General features: G+C 67.1%; 14 protein-coding genes. 6 read left to right on the forward strand and 8 right to left on the reverse strand.

Going from position 1 to position 14285, the window contains the following annotated elements:
• Nucleotides 1-4: 4 nt before the first annotated feature.
• On the reverse strand, nucleotides 5-1258 hold the full coding sequence (locus GV792_RS07020) for a GAF domain-containing protein (RefSeq protein WP_163822925.1): 1254 nt from the start codon (nucleotides 1256-1258) through the stop codon (nucleotides 5-7).
• Nucleotides 1259-1401: 143 nt separating this feature from the next.
• Here GV792_RS07020 and GV792_RS07025 point away from each other — a divergent pair, with 143 nt between their 5' ends.
• The gene (locus tag GV792_RS07025; RefSeq protein ID WP_163822926.1) at nucleotides 1402-2205 is read left to right on the forward strand and encodes an alpha/beta fold hydrolase; all 804 of its coding nucleotides are present in this window, start codon (nucleotides 1402-1404) and stop codon (nucleotides 2203-2205) included.
• Nucleotides 2206-2248: 43 nt separating this feature from the next.
• On the opposite strand, the gene yaaA is transcribed toward GV792_RS07025, so the two are convergent.
• From yaaA to ehuB, 5 genes are all read right to left on the reverse strand, one after another.
• Nucleotides 2249-2995 (reverse strand): peroxide stress protein YaaA, encoded by a 747-nt coding sequence (yaaA, locus tag GV792_RS07030; protein ID WP_163822927.1) that lies wholly within the window; start codon nucleotides 2993-2995, stop codon nucleotides 2249-2251.
• Between the two features lie 124 nt (nucleotides 2996-3119).
• Entirely contained in the window at nucleotides 3120-3875 is a 756-nt protein-coding gene (ehuA, locus tag GV792_RS07035) for an ectoine/hydroxyectoine ABC transporter ATP-binding protein EhuA (RefSeq protein ID WP_163823197.1), read from the reverse strand.
• Between the two features lie 28 nt (nucleotides 3876-3903).
• The gene (gene ehuD, locus GV792_RS07040; RefSeq protein ID WP_163822928.1) at nucleotides 3904-4551 is read right to left on the reverse strand and encodes an ectoine/hydroxyectoine ABC transporter permease subunit EhuD; all 648 of its coding nucleotides are present in this window, start codon (nucleotides 4549-4551) and stop codon (nucleotides 3904-3906) included.
• Nucleotides 4548-5261, reverse strand: coding sequence for an ectoine/hydroxyectoine ABC transporter permease subunit EhuC (gene ehuC, locus GV792_RS07045; RefSeq protein WP_375154294.1), 714 nt, complete (start codon nucleotides 5259-5261; stop codon nucleotides 4548-4550). Before ehuC ends, ehuD begins: the two co-directional genes overlap by 4 nt.
• 25 nt (nucleotides 5262-5286) lie before the next feature.
• Nucleotides 5287-6174: an ectoine/hydroxyectoine ABC transporter substrate-binding protein EhuB gene (ehuB, locus tag GV792_RS07050; RefSeq protein ID WP_163822930.1), complete on the reverse strand. Its 888-nt coding sequence runs from the start codon at nucleotides 6172-6174 to the stop codon at nucleotides 5287-5289.
• A 325-nt stretch (nucleotides 6175-6499) separates the two neighbouring features.
• On the opposite strand from ehuB, the gene GV792_RS07055 reads away from it, so the two are divergent.
• The 5 genes from GV792_RS07055 (at nucleotide 6500) to GV792_RS07075 (ending at nucleotide 13055) form a co-directional block, all read left to right on the forward strand.
• Nucleotides 6500-8257 (forward strand): proline--tRNA ligase, encoded by a 1758-nt coding sequence (locus tag GV792_RS07055; RefSeq protein ID WP_163822931.1) that lies wholly within the window; start codon nucleotides 6500-6502, stop codon nucleotides 8255-8257.
• A gap of 99 nt (nucleotides 8258-8356) precedes the next feature.
• Nucleotides 8357-8659: a hypothetical protein gene (locus tag GV792_RS07060; RefSeq protein WP_163822932.1), complete on the forward strand. Its 303-nt coding sequence runs from the start codon at nucleotides 8357-8359 to the stop codon at nucleotides 8657-8659.
• 90 nt (nucleotides 8660-8749) lie between these two features.
• Nucleotides 8750-10228, forward strand: coding sequence for an FAD-dependent oxidoreductase (locus tag GV792_RS07065; protein WP_163822933.1), 1479 nt, complete (start codon nucleotides 8750-8752; stop codon nucleotides 10226-10228).
• A 56-nt stretch (nucleotides 10229-10284) separates the two neighbouring features.
• The gene (locus GV792_RS07070) at nucleotides 10285-12036 is read left to right on the forward strand and encodes an acyl-CoA dehydrogenase family protein (protein WP_163822934.1); all 1752 of its coding nucleotides are present in this window, start codon (nucleotides 10285-10287) and stop codon (nucleotides 12034-12036) included.
• Nucleotides 12037-12242: 206 nt separating this feature from the next.
• Nucleotides 12243-13055, forward strand: coding sequence for an SDR family oxidoreductase (locus GV792_RS07075; RefSeq protein WP_163822935.1), 813 nt, complete (start codon nucleotides 12243-12245; stop codon nucleotides 13053-13055).
• Between the two features lie 7 nt (nucleotides 13056-13062).
• On the opposite strand, the gene GV792_RS07080 is transcribed toward GV792_RS07075, so the two are convergent.
• Together GV792_RS07080 and GV792_RS07085 are read right to left on the reverse strand one after the other, a co-directional pair.
• Nucleotides 13063-13497, reverse strand: a complete 435-nt coding sequence (locus GV792_RS07080) for a ferritin-like domain-containing protein (protein WP_163822936.1) — start codon at nucleotides 13495-13497, stop codon at nucleotides 13063-13065.
• Between the two features lie 34 nt (nucleotides 13498-13531).
• Nucleotides 13532-14008: a hypothetical protein gene (locus tag GV792_RS07085; RefSeq protein ID WP_163823199.1), complete on the reverse strand. Its 477-nt coding sequence runs from the start codon at nucleotides 14006-14008 to the stop codon at nucleotides 13532-13534.
• Nucleotides 14009-14285: the final 277 nt, after the last annotated feature.

Consider the following 14285-nt stretch of genomic DNA (forward strand, 5'->3'; position numbering starts at 1 on the left):
CTACTCACGATGTCGGATACAGGCGCATGCGAAGCCGTGCGATTCCTGGTGCCTGTGAATCCGGCAGCAGTGATGGTCGGGGGTGATCGGTCGACAGCCGCCGCACGGACGCGGGGGGTTCGAGGAAATCGCCGGTGGTGTCGGTCAGCCGGTAGGGATTGGCGGTCAGCCGGTAGCCCAGCAGAGAACGCAGCCGGGTGAGTTCGGCGCGAATCGTTCCGGGTTTGCCCGACGCGCCGTAGACCGCGTCGGCGAGCTCGTTCGCACTCAACCCATTCGGCTCGGCCAGTAGCAGCACCACGATCTCGCTGTGCCGAAGCCCCAATTGTCTACTCACGCCATCGACGCTGATCTGGGCGAATCGCCGACCCAGCACGGTGACCCGCGCCTGCGGATCGCCGCCGCGCAGGCCGTACACCGCGAACGGGCCCGACGGGGCCAGCCGCTCGAGGACGATACGGCGTCCGTTCGGCAGGATCATCGGGCCTTCCGCCGGCTCGTCCGGCCAGATCCGTGGCAGCCAACCCGGTGGTTCGGCATGGACGACGCGACCGTCGGGTGTCAGGAGACCGACATGCGCGCCCGATCGGCGCACTACCCGCTCCAGATAGCGCGCGCGCAGCTGAGCGTCACGTCGGGCGCCGACTTCGGCCAGCCGCGCCTCGGCAAGCCGGGCGGCAGCCGTGACCAGTGGTAGAGCCAGGGGATGTGCGTCACGGCTGCGGCAGGTCACATCCACCACACCCACAACAGTTCCGGTGGCGGGGTCGCGGATCGGCGCCGCCGAACAGGTGTAGCCGGCGGCGATCGACAGGTAGTGTTCGGCGCCGCGCACCTGGAACGGTTTGCCCAGCGCAAGCGCGGTACCCACGCCGTTGGTGCCTGCCGCATCCTCATGCCAGTCCGCGCCCGCGACAAGGTGTGCGCGCTCGGCAGCACGCCGGGTAGTGGTGTCGCCGAGTACCCACAGCAGATGGCCGCAGGCATCACCGGCGAACAGCAGATGGCCCGGTTCATCGGCGGCGCTGCCGAGCGTCGACAGCAGAACCGGCCATACCGTCGCCAGTCCACCCTGGGCGCGGTGGTGCGCGAGTTCGGCACCGCCCACCGCGATCTGTGGCAGATGCCGGTCCGGATGTAACCCGCGCCGCTGCGCGCGGTCCCATGACGCGCGCACATCGCTGCGCAGCCGTTGTCCCCGCCCGCCGGATCTCCGGTCGGCGCGGGGCGTACCCCGCATGCCATCCGCATCGTTCATCGCGGCCACTGAACCTACGAGGCCGTGCCGAGTCGTGCAACACGAAGGTCGCAACCCTTGTGCAACCCCCGGAGACGGGATTGCTCGGGCCTGCGGCAGCGGTGGACAGTTCGGAGGCATGTCCACGTTGAACTGGAGGTCATATGCCCTATTTCGAACTGCCCGACGGTGTTCCGATGTTCTACGAGGATCAGGGCTCCGGCCGCGCGGTGGTGCTGCTGCACGGATGGACGATGAACAGCACTTTCTGGCAGGCCAATGTGCCCGCGCTCGCCGACGGTAACCGGGTCATCGCCCCGGACTTCCGCGGCCATGGTTCGTCGGGTAAGACCGACGCGGGTCATACCCTCGATCAGTACGCTCGTGATGTCCGCAGCCTGCTCGATCATCTCGGCCTCGACGAGGTATGCATGGTTGGCTGGTCGATGGGTACGGCAGTGATCCTGTCCTATGTCAGCCAATTCGGTTGTGCCGGACTGCGTTCAGTGGCCTTCGTCGACCAGTCCCCGCGCTTCCTCGACGGTGAGGACTGGGATTACCCCCTGATGGGCGGTTACTCCCAGGCGGATCTGTCGGTGTTCGTTCAAGCGCTCGAGCATGCCAGGCCATCGGTGATCAAACCGTTCATCGCCGCCTGCTTCGCCGACACTCCGCCGGCCGAGGTGGTCGACGCCGCCTATGCCGAGACCGCGAAAACACCGACGTCCATCGCCCGATCCATCTGGTACGACCTGGCTTTCGCCGATTTCCGCGCGGTTCTGCCGCAGGTCGAGGTACCAGCTCTGCTGATCTACGGTGCGCGCAGCCAGATCTTCCCCGGCCCGATCGATGACTGGCTGGCCGCGCGGCTGCCCGAGGCGAAGACGGTGCGGTTCGACAACAGCGGGCATGTGCCGTTCGCCGACGAGAGCGAGAAGTTCAACGAGGTCATGCGCGAGTTCCTCTGACGCGTCGTCCGGCGGTCCTGTGACCGGCAGGGCCGCCGGGGCGTCACTCGGTAATGATGAGAAGTTCGGTAGGGGAGGCTATTTCGGTGCGCAGGCCGGCCTTGGTGGCGATGCGGGCGACGGCGCGGATATCGGTGGGTTCAGCGCGGGTGAGGACGAGAGCACGGGCGAGCAAGCCCTTGTGGTGCTTGTTGAAATGTGAGACCACGGTGCGGGAACCGTCGGGATGCTCGGTGAGCACATTGGCGGTGATGGCACCGGGAACACGGCCGAGCTGCTGGTAGGTGCCCGACCGCAGATCGATCACCAGCTCCTCGCCTGCCTCGGCGCGCAGGGCTGCGGGGAGGTGGTCGCGCCACAGCGCCGACAACGTGGGCAGGCCGGGCAGCTTGGAGCCGCCGGACAGGCGATAGGCGGGGATCGGGTCGCCGGCTCGTACCGCGCCGAACAACGCCGACCCGATGCCGAGCCGGGTGTAGGCCTTGGACCGCTGCACCTTGGTGAAGGATCGGGCGCCGAGTGCATCGTAGAGGACGCCGGTGTAGCGCTCGAGTGCGGGCCGCGTGGGGGAGGTGCGCACTGCCGCGTTGCGGGCGATCTCGGCGTCGGCGCCCTTACCCAGACCCAACGCGATGCGCGAGGCGTCCGGATCCCCTGCCAGCCGCGTCACTTCGCCGAGCAGCTGTTCCCGCACCTCGGTGAGCTGCGGCATCGCCAGCTCGCCCAGCTCCAACGGCGCACCCGATCCGCCGTCGGATTTGGTTTCGGAAGGAGGTAGCAGCACCAGCACGAGCGACAACGGTAATCGTCGCCCTGTCGTGGGTCGGCGACCACCCCGGACGTGCCCGGCGGTCCGGTGTCGGCGCATGGTGTGCGGCTCCGACCGGCGCTCGGGGATGTGGGGCAGGCTGCCTTCAGCGCACCGCCCGCAGAAACGCCTTGGTCCGCTCGCTGTGTGGGTCCTCGAACAGTTGCTGCGGCGGGCCCTGCTCCACCACGCGGCCACCATCGAACATCATCACCCGGTCGGAGACGTCGCGGGCGAAGCGCATCTCATGGGTGACGATGAGCATGGTGATGTCGGTGGTCTCGGCGATATCGCGCAGGACGTCGAGCACGTCGCCGACCAGTTCGGGGTCCAGCGCGGAGGTCACCTCGTCGAGCAACATGACCTTGGGGTCCATGGCGAGGCACCGGGCGATCGCGACGCGCTGCTGCTGGCCACCGGAGAGCTGGGACGGATGCGCTCGCGCCTTGTCGGCCAGGCCGATCATCTCGAGCAGCCCGACCGCACGTTCGCGTGCCCGGTCCTTGGACTGCCCGAGGACATGCACGGGCGCTTCGGTGATGTTGTCGAGCACATTCATGTTCGGAAACAGGTTGAACTGCTGGAACACCATGCCGATCTTCTTGCGCACCGCACGCAGGTGTTTCTCCTTGGCGGGCACCAGCTTCCCGCCGCGCTTCTCGTGGGTCAGTGGTTCGCCGTCGACCCAAATCGTCCCGCCACTGACCCGCTCGAGCGTCATCAGTAAACGGAGAATGGTGGTCTTCCCGGAACCCGACGGGCCGATCAGCGTGACCTTCTCGCCGCGGCCGACACTGAAATCCAGGTCGTCGAGCACCACCAGCTTGCCGAACCGTTTGACCACCTTGTCGAAGCGGATCATCGGGTCCTTGTCGAGGTCGACAGTGGCGTTAGTAGTAGGCAAGGCGCTTCTCCAGTCTTCTGATCAGCACAGACGTCGGGTAGCTCGCGATGAGGAAGAAGACGCCCGCCAGGGTCAGCGGTTCCAGGTATTGGAAGTTGCGGGCCCCGAATTGCTGGGCCGCGGTGACGAGTTCGACCACGGAGATGGCGAACAGGAACGGCGTGTCCTTGAACATCGACACCGCATTGGTGCCGAGCGCGGGCAGGCTGGCGCGGATGGCCTGCGGCAGGATCACCGCCCGCCACGTGCGGTACGGGGGCAGCGACAACGCTCGCGAGGCCTCCCACTGGCCCTTCGGCACCGCTTCGATTCCGGCCCGGTACACCTCGGCCAGATAGCTCGAATAGTGGAGACCGAGGACGGTGATACCGATCTGCAGAGCCGAGAACTGCGGGAGCAGGTTGTAGGCGAACAGCAGTTGCACCACTAGCGGCGTCAGGCGGACGAATTCGGCCGCCGCGTGCACCGGCGCCGCTACCCACCGCGGAAACGATTGGCGCACCACCGCGATGGCCAACCCGATCACCGCCGCGATCGCGAAACCGACGACGGTGGCGAGCAGCGTGATCTTGAACCCGTCCCACAGCACGGGCAGAGCTTCCCAGGCGCGTTCCCAACTCCATTCGACGGTCATCGTGCCACCGCCTCGACCGGCTCATCCGGCGCGAGCCGCAACATTTCCTTCAATGTCGGGCCGCGGCCGAGCTTGCTCTTGGCGCGGGTTTCCACCAGGTTCATCACCAGAGTCAGGACGTAGGCGAGGACGAAATAGATCACCAGGCCGACGCCGAAGGAGAACAGGGTGTCGCCGGTCGACTGCCGCAGCTTGTTGATCTCGAACGTCAAGTCCTGCAATGTGATGTAAGAGGCCACCGCTGTTCCCTTGAGCAGGTGGATCAGCAGGTTGGTCAGCGGCGGCACCATCAGCGCCCACGCCTGCGGGAACAACACCCGATGCAACCGCTGCCACGGGCTGAAGTTCAGCGCGACCGCCGCCTCCCACTGGGTGCGCGGCACCGCATTCAGCGCGCCGCGCACCACCTCCGCCCCGTAGGCGCCGTAATTGAGGCCGAGGGCGAGGATGCCGCAGAACACCGGCTCGAGCTGGTAACCGAACAGCGGCAGCACATAGAACAGCCAGAAGATCTGCACCAGCAGCGAGGTGCCGCGGAAGAACTCGATCAGCACTCGCGAGGTGCCGCGCAGCGCGAGATTGCGCACCCGCACCACGGTGCCGAGGACCAGCGCGATCAGGAATGCCAGCAGGGCGCCGCCGAGGGTGAGTTGCAGTGTGACGACAATGCCATCCCAGATGCCGGGTAGCGCCTCACGCAAGGAATCCATGGTGGTCATGGCGCGACCCGCTGGATCAGACTTCGCCCTTGCACAGCTGTTCGGTGGTCATATTCGGGTCGGGCAGTTCACGTTCGGTGAATCCGAACGGTCCCACGATCGACAGGTATTTCGCCTTGTCCGAGGTGATCTTCTTCAACTCGGCGTTATAGGCGGCGAGCAGATCCTGATCGGTGGTGCGGAAGACCGTGCCACCCGCGCCGATCTGCGGTTTACCGTCGATGACCGCCACGAATGATGGCGTCACCTCCACGTCGGCGCCAGGGGAGTGGTTCTTCAACCAGTTCAGTGAGATCGCGGTCAGCGCGAACACATCGGCGCGGCCGGAAGTGACCGCGTCGAGCCCGTCCTGCGGGGTGCCGACCAGTGTGGCGTCGATGCCGAGCGAGGCCGCGTAGTCGGATTCGATCGCGCCGGTCATCGCGGCCATCCGGGCCCCGCTGTCCTTGACCGACTGCATATCCGTCAGGTTCATCGGATTACCGGACTTCACCATCAATGCGGTGGTGTACATGAATTCGGGTTCGCTGAACGCGGCCTGTTCGCAGCGTTTGGGCAGGATCGACATACCGGCGCTCACGGCGTCGAAACGCTGGGCCTGCAGGCCGGGGATGAGCGCGCCGAACTCGGTCTGCACACCGTCGACGGTGTCGATGCCAAGATTCTTGAAGATCTCGCGGTGCAGGGCGACGGTCGCGCCGGTCAGCTGCCCGTCCTGTTCGAAGGAGTACGGCGCCTCGCCGGCGAAGCCGACGGTGACGGTGCCGCTGTCCTGCAGCGATTGGAGGAGGTCTCCGTCAGCGGAGGTATCGGTCTTGGTGCATCCGGCCAGCGTCGCCGCGAACAGCGTCGCTCCGGCGAACGCCGCAGCGTAGCGCGCCAATCTCCCGTGTGTGTCGACCACTGCCTCACCTTTCGACAGGGGTGGCTGGCCATGATGTCGCGGAGCTGATCGGGGCGGCCCCAGCTATCTACACCCCCGCAGGTCAGCGGCCCGTTATGTGGTTGTTTGCGCCGGCAATTCGGCACCTCAACACTATTCAGCTCATATTCGCGGCACGGGCGAAGTTATATGCTTGTGATCTAAAGTTTCAGCGAACCGAATAGTGGGTAGCTTACTTTCCGATTGTCGTGTCGAGATCATTTGCGTCCCGCCGGTGACCGGCGCACACGGCCGAACCCCTAATCCGGTGTTCACGGTCTCGGACCAGCGACTACCCTGTGCTTCCGTGATCACCCGCCTCTCCCGCCTGTTCCTGCGCACCCTGCGAGACGATCCCGCCGACGCCGAGGTGCCGAGCCACAAGCTATTGGTGCGCGCCGGATACGTGCGCCGCGTCGCCCCCGGCGTCTACTCGTGGCTGCCGCTGGGCCTGCGGGTGCTGCGCAGGGTTGAGCAGGTGGTGCGCGAGGAGATGGACGCCATCGGCGCCCAGGAGATCTCACTGCCCGCGCTGCTGCCGCGCGACCCCTACGAGACCACCAACCGGTGGACCGAATACGGCGATGCGCTCTTCCGCCTCAAGGACCGCAAGGGCGCCGACTACCTGCTCGGACCCACCCATGAGGAGCTGTTCGCACTCACGGTCAAGGGCGAATACAACTCGTACAAGGACCTGCCGGTCACGCTCTACCAGATCCAGGAGAAGTACCGCGACGAGGAACGGCCCCGGGCGGGCATCCTGCGCGGGCGCGAATTCGTCATGAAGGACTCCTACTCCTTCGACCTCGACGAAGACGGCCTGAAGGCGAGCTACAACGCCCACCGCGAGGCCTATCAGCGCATCTTCAACCGGCTCGGCGTCAAGTACGTCATCGTGGCCGCCACCTCCGGCGCCATGGGCGGCAGCGCCTCCGAGGAGTTCCTCGCCGACAGCCCGGTCGGCGAGGACACCTACGTACGTTGCCCCGAATCCGGATACGCCGCCAATGTGGAGGCCGTGGTCACCCCCGCCCCCGAACCGCTGGCGATCGAGGGGCAGGCGGAGGCCGTCGTCCACGACACCCCCGACACCCCCACCATTGCGACCCTGGTCGACTGGGCCAACGGCGCCGGTATCGCCGAGCGTTACGGCCGCGCGGTCACCGCGGCCGACACCCTGAAGAACGTCATGGTCAAGCTGCGCCACCCGGATGGCAAGACCGAGATCGTCGGTGTCGGTATCCCCGGCGACCGCGAGGTCGACGACAAGCGCCTCGGCGCCTCGGTCGAACCCGCCGAGGTCGAGCTGCTCACCGACGCCGACTTCGCCGCCAATCCCTTCCTGGTCAAGGGCTACATCGGACCGAAGGGCCTGCAGGCCAACGGCATCCGCTACCTGGTCGACCCGCGAGTGGTGACCGGGACGTCGTGGATCACCGGCGCCGATGAACAGGGCAAGCACGTGGTCGGCTTGGTGGCCGGCCGCGACTTCACCCCCGATGGCACCGTCGAGGCCGCCGAGGTCCGCGACGGCGACCCCTCGCCCGACGGCCGCGGCACCCTGGTGTCGGCGCGCGGCATCGAGATCGGCCACATCTTCCAGCTCGGCTACAAGTACACCGACGCCTTCGAGGTCGATGTGCTCGGTGAGAACGGCAAGCCGGTCCGCCTGGTCATGGGCTCCTACGGTGTGGGTGTATCCCGGATGGTCGCCGTGATCGCCGAACAGCAGCACGACGACAAGGGCCTGCGGTGGCCCGACGCCGCCGCGCCGTTCGACATCCACGTCGTCATCGCCAACAAGGACGCCGCCGCCCGCACCGGCGCCGAAGAGGTCGTCGCAGGCCTCGACGCCAACGGCCTCGACGTGCTGTTCGACGATCGCACCGCATCGCCCGGCGTCAAATTCAAGGATGCCGAACTCCTCGGCATGCCCTGGGTGCTGGTCATCGGCCGCGGTTGGGCCGACGGCAAGGTCGAACTGCGCAACCGCTTCACCGGGGAATCCGAGGACATCCCCGCCGAATCGGCCGTCGACGCGGTGATCGCCAAGATCCGCGCCTGATACCTCGACTCCGCTGCGCCCCGGTTCCGTGCGGGACCGGGGCGCAGGCGTGTGCGGGTCGAATTGCTTCCGGCCCTACCGATACGCGATTCTTCGGGCGTGGAGATTTGGACGGACGGCACCCGGCGCTTCGAGGTGAACTCCTACTACTGCCTACCCGACAGTGCGTGGACCTGGGAACTGGTCGAGCTCTCCGACTCGTACAACGCCACGCCACGCCTCTCGGTCTCCGTCCCGGACGCGACCCCGGAAGACGGCCAGTTCGTACCCGACGACGTCGCCCAGGTGGACGTGCTGTGCAGTAGCGGGCGAGTGCCATGGCGAATCCTGCGCCGATTCATCGGCCTCATCGAGGAATCCGGCGACATCCGCGACGCGGCCGCTGAGGGCGGCTCCCACTGAGAGGGATTCTCGGGCAGGGTGGGATGGGTCGGCCGCCACCATGGGCGTGGGCTCCGGGATGAGACCACGGGCTGTGGAAAGGAATTCGGGATGGGTGCCGTGCGGTTCGAGGAAGAATTCGATGTGGTGGTCGTTGGGGTGGGGGCGGCAGGCGCTGCCGCGGCGTTGAGTGCGCATATGGCGGGGGCGCGGGTCGTGGTGCTCGAGAAGGCGGACGCCGCGACCGCGGGCGGAAACACCCGGGTGTCCGGGGCCGGATGGTTCATCAACCGTGCCCCGGAACGGGCAGCGGAGTTCCTGCGATCACTGTGCGGCCCCTACCCCGTCGCAGACGATGTGGTCGAGGCGTGGGCTCGGGAAACGGCGCTGAACTCCGACTGGCTGCGCGCACTTGGCGCCGAGGTGGGGGCGAGTGCGCAGTACCACACCGAGGCCGAGTACCTGACGCTCGACGGTGCCGATTGCTACGCGGGTATGGACACCGTCGGCGCACAGATGGGCAACTTCCTGCTCTACGACTTCCTGCTCGGCGCCCTGACCGCAGCCGGCATCGAGGTGCGCTTCCGCACGGCCGCCGAGGAGCTGATCACCGACGACGGCGCGGTGACAGGCGTGGAAACCGCCACCGGGCAGCGGATCGGCGCGCGCGGTGGCGTCGTCCTGGCGACGGGCGGGTTCGCCGCGAATCCCCGGATGGTTCGCGACTACCTGCGCCTGACCGACGCGCCGATCTGGGGATCGCCGCATTCCACCGGCGATGGCCATCGCATGGCCCAGCGCATCGGCGCCGACCTGTGGCATATGGACAACATGATGACCATTACCGGGGTCCGCATCGACGACGGCCCCGGCGCTTTCCTTGCGCTGTGGGCGGCCAACAACTATCTCTTCGTCGGCCCGGACGGTCTGCGATTCGTCGATGAAACCGCAGAAAACCGGCACGGTCACATCTACCGCAACGGCGAGCTCGAACTCTTCCCGCTGCACCCGTTCCACCTGATCTTCGACGAGCGGATGCGCACCGCAGGCCCACTGAGCCCCACCAGGGAGGTGCTGCCCGTTGGATGGAAGTTGCTGATGGAGAACTTCGCCTGGAGCGCCGACAACAGCGAGGAGATCGCTCGCGGACTGATCCGTCGTGCCGACACGATCGCCGAGCTCGCCGAACTCATCGGCGCGGATCCGGCCACTCTGGAACGCACGGTCGCGCGGTACAACAAGGCCTGCGAATACGGCCGTGACGACAGCTTCAGGCGGGCGCCGAGCACACTGGGCCCAGTGTCGGAGCCGCCGTTCTACGTGCTCGACGTCGCACCCCTGCTCGGATGGAGCAACGGCGGACCGCGCCGCGACGGCAGGGCACGGGTCGTGGACGTCGACGGGGCGGCGATCGTGGGCCTCTACGCGGCCGGTGAGGTGAGCTCGACCTACAGCTGGGCCAAGGACGGCGGATTTCATATCGCCGACGCCTTGGCCTTCGGCCGGGTAGCGGGGCGTGAGGCCGCAGGTCGCGCGGCCGGAAACGAGACCGACGACGGTGCCCGACAGATGGAACCTACGGTTACGTAGGGGGAATCGCAGGTCAGGCCGCTTATTCGGTGCTACCCACTGGTAGGTTGGCGCGCATGACGAGCTCCGATGTGTTGCTGTTCAATCCGGCTTCCTACGATCCGCAGCATTTCGATGCCGAGACGCGGCGGCTGCTGCGGGCGACGATCGAGTGGTTCGAATCGCGCGGCAAGAAGCAGCTACTCGCCGATGACGACGAGGCGGTGTTCACGGCGGACTTCCTGGAGTTCGTGAAGCAGGAGAAGCTGTTCGCCACCTTCCTCACCCCGTCCGCATACGCCGACGGTGACGACAACCGGCGCTGGGACGCGGCCCGCAACGCCGCGCTGTCGGAGATCTTCGGTTTCTACGGCCTTGCCTACTGGTACGCCGAGCAGGTGACCATCCTCGGGCTCGGGCCGATCTGGCAGAGCGACAACGAGGCCGCCAAGCAGCGCGCGGCTCGTGATCTGGCGGCCGGCGAGGTGATGGCGTTCGGGTTGTCCGAGCGTGAGCATGGCGCCGACATCTACAACACCGATCTGGTGCTCACCCCGACCGAGCCGGGCAGCGCCGACGCCGAGGCCGGAATCCTGTTCCGCGCCAACGGCGAGAAGTACTACATCGGCAACGGCAATGTCGCGAGCATGGTCTCGGTGTTCTCCCGCCGCGCCGATGTCGAGGGCGCCGACGGCTACATCTGGTTCGCCGCCGACAGCAGGCACGAGAACTACCACCTGCTCGGCAATGTGGTGCACCAGCAGATGTATGTGAGCACCTTCCGCCTGGAGAACTATCCGGTGCGCGCCGAGGACATCCTGCACACCGGCCCGGAAGCCTTCAGCGCAGCGCTCAATACCGTCAATGTCGGTAAGTTCAACCTGTGCCACGGCGGTATCGGCATGGTCGAGCACTCGTTCTACGAGGCCATCACCCACGCCAACAACCGGATCCTCTACGGCAACCCGGTCACCTCCTTCCCGCATGTGCGCACCAACTTCGTCGACGCCTACGCCCGGATCGTCGCGATGAAACTGTTCAGCGACCGTGCCGTCGACTACTTCCGCAGCGCGAGCCTCGACGACCGCCGCTACCTGCTGTTCAACCCGATGACCAAGTCGAAGGTGACCTCCGAAGGCGAGGTCGTGATGACGCTGCTGCTGGATGTGCTCGCGGCGAAGGGCTTCGAGAAGAACACCTACTTCGCGCAGGTCGCCCGGCTGATCAACACGCTGCCCCGGCTCGAAGGCACCGTGCACGTCAATGTCGGCCAGATCCTGAAGTTCATGCCGAACTACCTGTTCAACCCCAAGGACTACCCCGAGATCGGCACCCGCCTCGACGCTGCCGACGAGGCGTTCTTCTGGCAGCAGGGCCCGGCCCGTGGCGCGGGCAAGGTGCAGTTCGCGGACTGGACCCAGGTCTACGACAAGCACACCGACCTCCCCAACGTCGCCCGCTTCTACGAGCAGGCACAGGCCCTGCGCACGCTGCTCACCACCGCGGCGCCCGATGCCGACCAGCAGCGCGACCTGGACTTCATGCTGACCATCGGCCACCTGTTCTCGCTGGTCGTCTACGGGCAGCTGATCCTGGAGCAGGCCGCCATCACCGGCCTGAACCCCGACCTGCTCGCCCAGATCTTCGACTTCCAGATCCGCGACTTCAACACCTACGCCACCACTCTCTACGGCAAGCCCTCCGCCACCGAGGGCCAGCAGCAGTGGGCTCTCGGCGCGTTGCGCACCCCGGCCGCCGACCGCGAGCGCTTCGACCGGGTGTGGAGCGAGGTCGCCTCCTACGACGGGGCCTACGCCATGCGCCCCTGATCCGGCACCCGACTTCCTGCCATGCGTGAGCAGGCGGGGAGCCATGCCAACCCGAGCCGCGCTGCCACCGAACAAGTCTCAGCACGCCCCCGCCGAGTCGTATTCGGCGGGGGCGCACTGATGGGCCGGAAAATTGCCATATGCGCGCGCGGGTGAACCCTGGCCAGAATGGCGGAGCAGGCTCATTCGATCAGGGAGGACATACGGTGACGATCTTGGTGACCGGCGCGACCGGGAACATCGGCCGGAAGGTAGTGGATCACCTACTGGCACGCGGCGCGACGGGGGTGCGCGCGCTGACCAATGATCCGGTCAAGGCGGATTTGCCCGCGGAAGTCGACGTGGCCGAAGGGTATGTGCGGCGGCTGGAGACGCTGCCTGCCGCACTGGACGGTGTGGATCGCATGTACCTCGCGCCGGCACCGGACACCGTCGGCGAGGTCCTGGAGCTCGCGCGTGCGGCGGGCGTACGGCACGTGGTCGACCTGTCCGGCGAACCGGAGAGCTGGTGGGGCACTGTGACCGGTGCGGTCGAGGCCAGCGGTCTGGAGTGGACACATCTGTGGCCCGGCGACTTCATGGAGAACACTCAGACTTGGGCTCAGCAGATCCGCGACACCGGCGCCGTCCGGGAACCGTTCCCCGATATCGCCAGTGCGCCGATCGCGATGGACGATATCGCTGCCGTCGCCGCGGTCGCGCTGCTGGACACCGACGCACATGCGGGGAAGGCCCATTGGCTCGCAGGCCCTGAAATCCTGACCCGGCGGGAGTTGGTGCGTCAGCTCGGTACGGCACTCGGCCGTGACATCGAGTTCCTCCGCGTCTCTCGCGATGAAGCGGTCGCCGCATTGACGCCGAGTATGGGCGAGAACGCCGAATGGTATGTCGACAATGTGCTCGGTGGTGGCGAGGAGAACCCGACCGCCCCGACCGAGAGCGTCGAACAGCTCACCGGCCGCTCCGCCATCACCTTCGCCCAGTGGGCGCGAGCGAACACCGCTGCCTTCGACGTCTAGTCCGGAGCTACGGCTGACCGGGGAACGGTGTGGTCGGCGGCGACACCCCGAGAATCGACTGCCATATCGCAAGGCGCAGAGCACATTCGGTGAGCGCATCGACACCAGTCCGGCGCATGGCCTCCGACTCGCCCTTCTCGACCACCGAGCGCCACGCCACCGCGGCATCGGACTCGACGGTGGCCGCCAGTTGGGCGGCCGCGACCGGATCGGTCACCGGGAACGGCATCGTATAGGCGGCATCCGGCGGCGGCACGGTGATGCCTGCCGCTTCGACCTCCTCGATGGTGGTGTCACGTCGGACGCGATGGGCGGTGGTGTGCTCGGCCACCAGCTGGTCGCGTTCGGGGGAGGCGTAGGCCGCGATCAGGCCGTAGGCATACACGGCGGCGTGCTCGGCGCTGAGTGCGTCCAGCAGCGCGCGACGTTCGGATTCGGTCATACGGCGTCCTTCCTAGCGCGGAAGCTGGGCTCGGTCATGCCAGCAACACCCCGGCATGCACCGCGCAGGCAGCACTGATCGAGGCGAGCAGGCCCGCCCGGTAGCCGGACTGGGTGGTCGCGAGATCGGCAGCCGCGCGCTGGGAACCGGCGAGCTGATCGCGCAGGGTGGCGACGTCGATCGGTGCCGCGGGGGCGACGGTCACCTCTGGCTGACGGCGGCTCGGTAGGGTGCCGTCGCCGTAGACGCCCACGAGACGGTCGATCTCGGTGCGCAACGCCTCGGCATGCGCGGTGCGTTCGGCGGCGACCGCCGTCAGCGCGCCGTGGCGCTGCGGATCGAGCGCGATGGCCGCGGTGGCCGCAGCGGCGTCGGTGCGCGCTAGAAGCTCTTGTGCGGTCAGTGGATCGGGCTCGAGCGCCGATTCCTCGGCACACCCGGTGATGGCGGCGAACGCGGCGACTCCGAGCACGCCACCACCGGCCAGCCGCAACGCGGTGCGGCGGTTCACCGGGTGGAAGCGGGAATCGTGCCGATCGATCGGTATGCCGGAAGTACACCCGGCCTCGGGCCGGATGGGAAGGCGGTTGGGCACCGCACTATCGTGCCAGACGCGCGCCCCGCGCCCACGCAAGGTCGGCGCCGTGCTCGTCTCCCGCACCCCTCGCAGCGCCACGTGGTCCGTCCGCGACGCCACGCGCTGGGGAAACTTGCTTGTAGCCGATCGTCCTTTACACTCTCCGGGCGCGTTACGCTAGACCTTCGGTACAGAAAATTTCCGCTCGCGC

It is taken from the genome of Nocardia cyriacigeorgica (assembly GCF_010868145.1).
Classification (GTDB): Bacteria; Actinomycetota; Actinomycetes; order Mycobacteriales; family Mycobacteriaceae; genus Nocardia; species Nocardia cyriacigeorgica_D.

Coding starts and splice junctions, on each gene's coding strand:
- GV792_RS07020 (WP_163822925.1), bottom strand. CDS start 1,258: ATGAACGATGCGGATGGCATGCGGGGTACGCCCCGCGCCGACCGGAGA.
- GV792_RS07025 (WP_163822926.1), top strand. CDS start 1,402: ATGCCCTATTTCGAACTGCCCGACGGTGTTCCGATGTTCTACGAGGAT.
- ehuA (WP_163823197.1), bottom strand. CDS start 3,875: ATGATCCGCTTCGACAAGGTGGTCAAACGGTTCGGCAAGCTGGTGGTG.
- ehuD (WP_163822928.1), bottom strand. CDS start 4,551: ATGACCGTCGAATGGAGTTGGGAACGCGCCTGGGAAGCTCTGCCCGTG.
- ehuC (WP_375154294.1), bottom strand. CDS start 5,261: ATGGATTCCTTGCGTGAGGCGCTACCCGGCATCTGGGATGGCATTGTC.
- GV792_RS07065 (WP_163822933.1), top strand. CDS start 8,750: ATGGGTGCCGTGCGGTTCGAGGAAGAATTCGATGTGGTGGTCGTTGGG.
- GV792_RS07070 (WP_163822934.1), top strand. CDS start 10,285: ATGACGAGCTCCGATGTGTTGCTGTTCAATCCGGCTTCCTACGATCCG.
- GV792_RS07080 (WP_163822936.1), bottom strand. CDS start 13,497: ATGACCGAATCCGAACGTCGCGCGCTGCTGGACGCACTCAGCGCCGAG.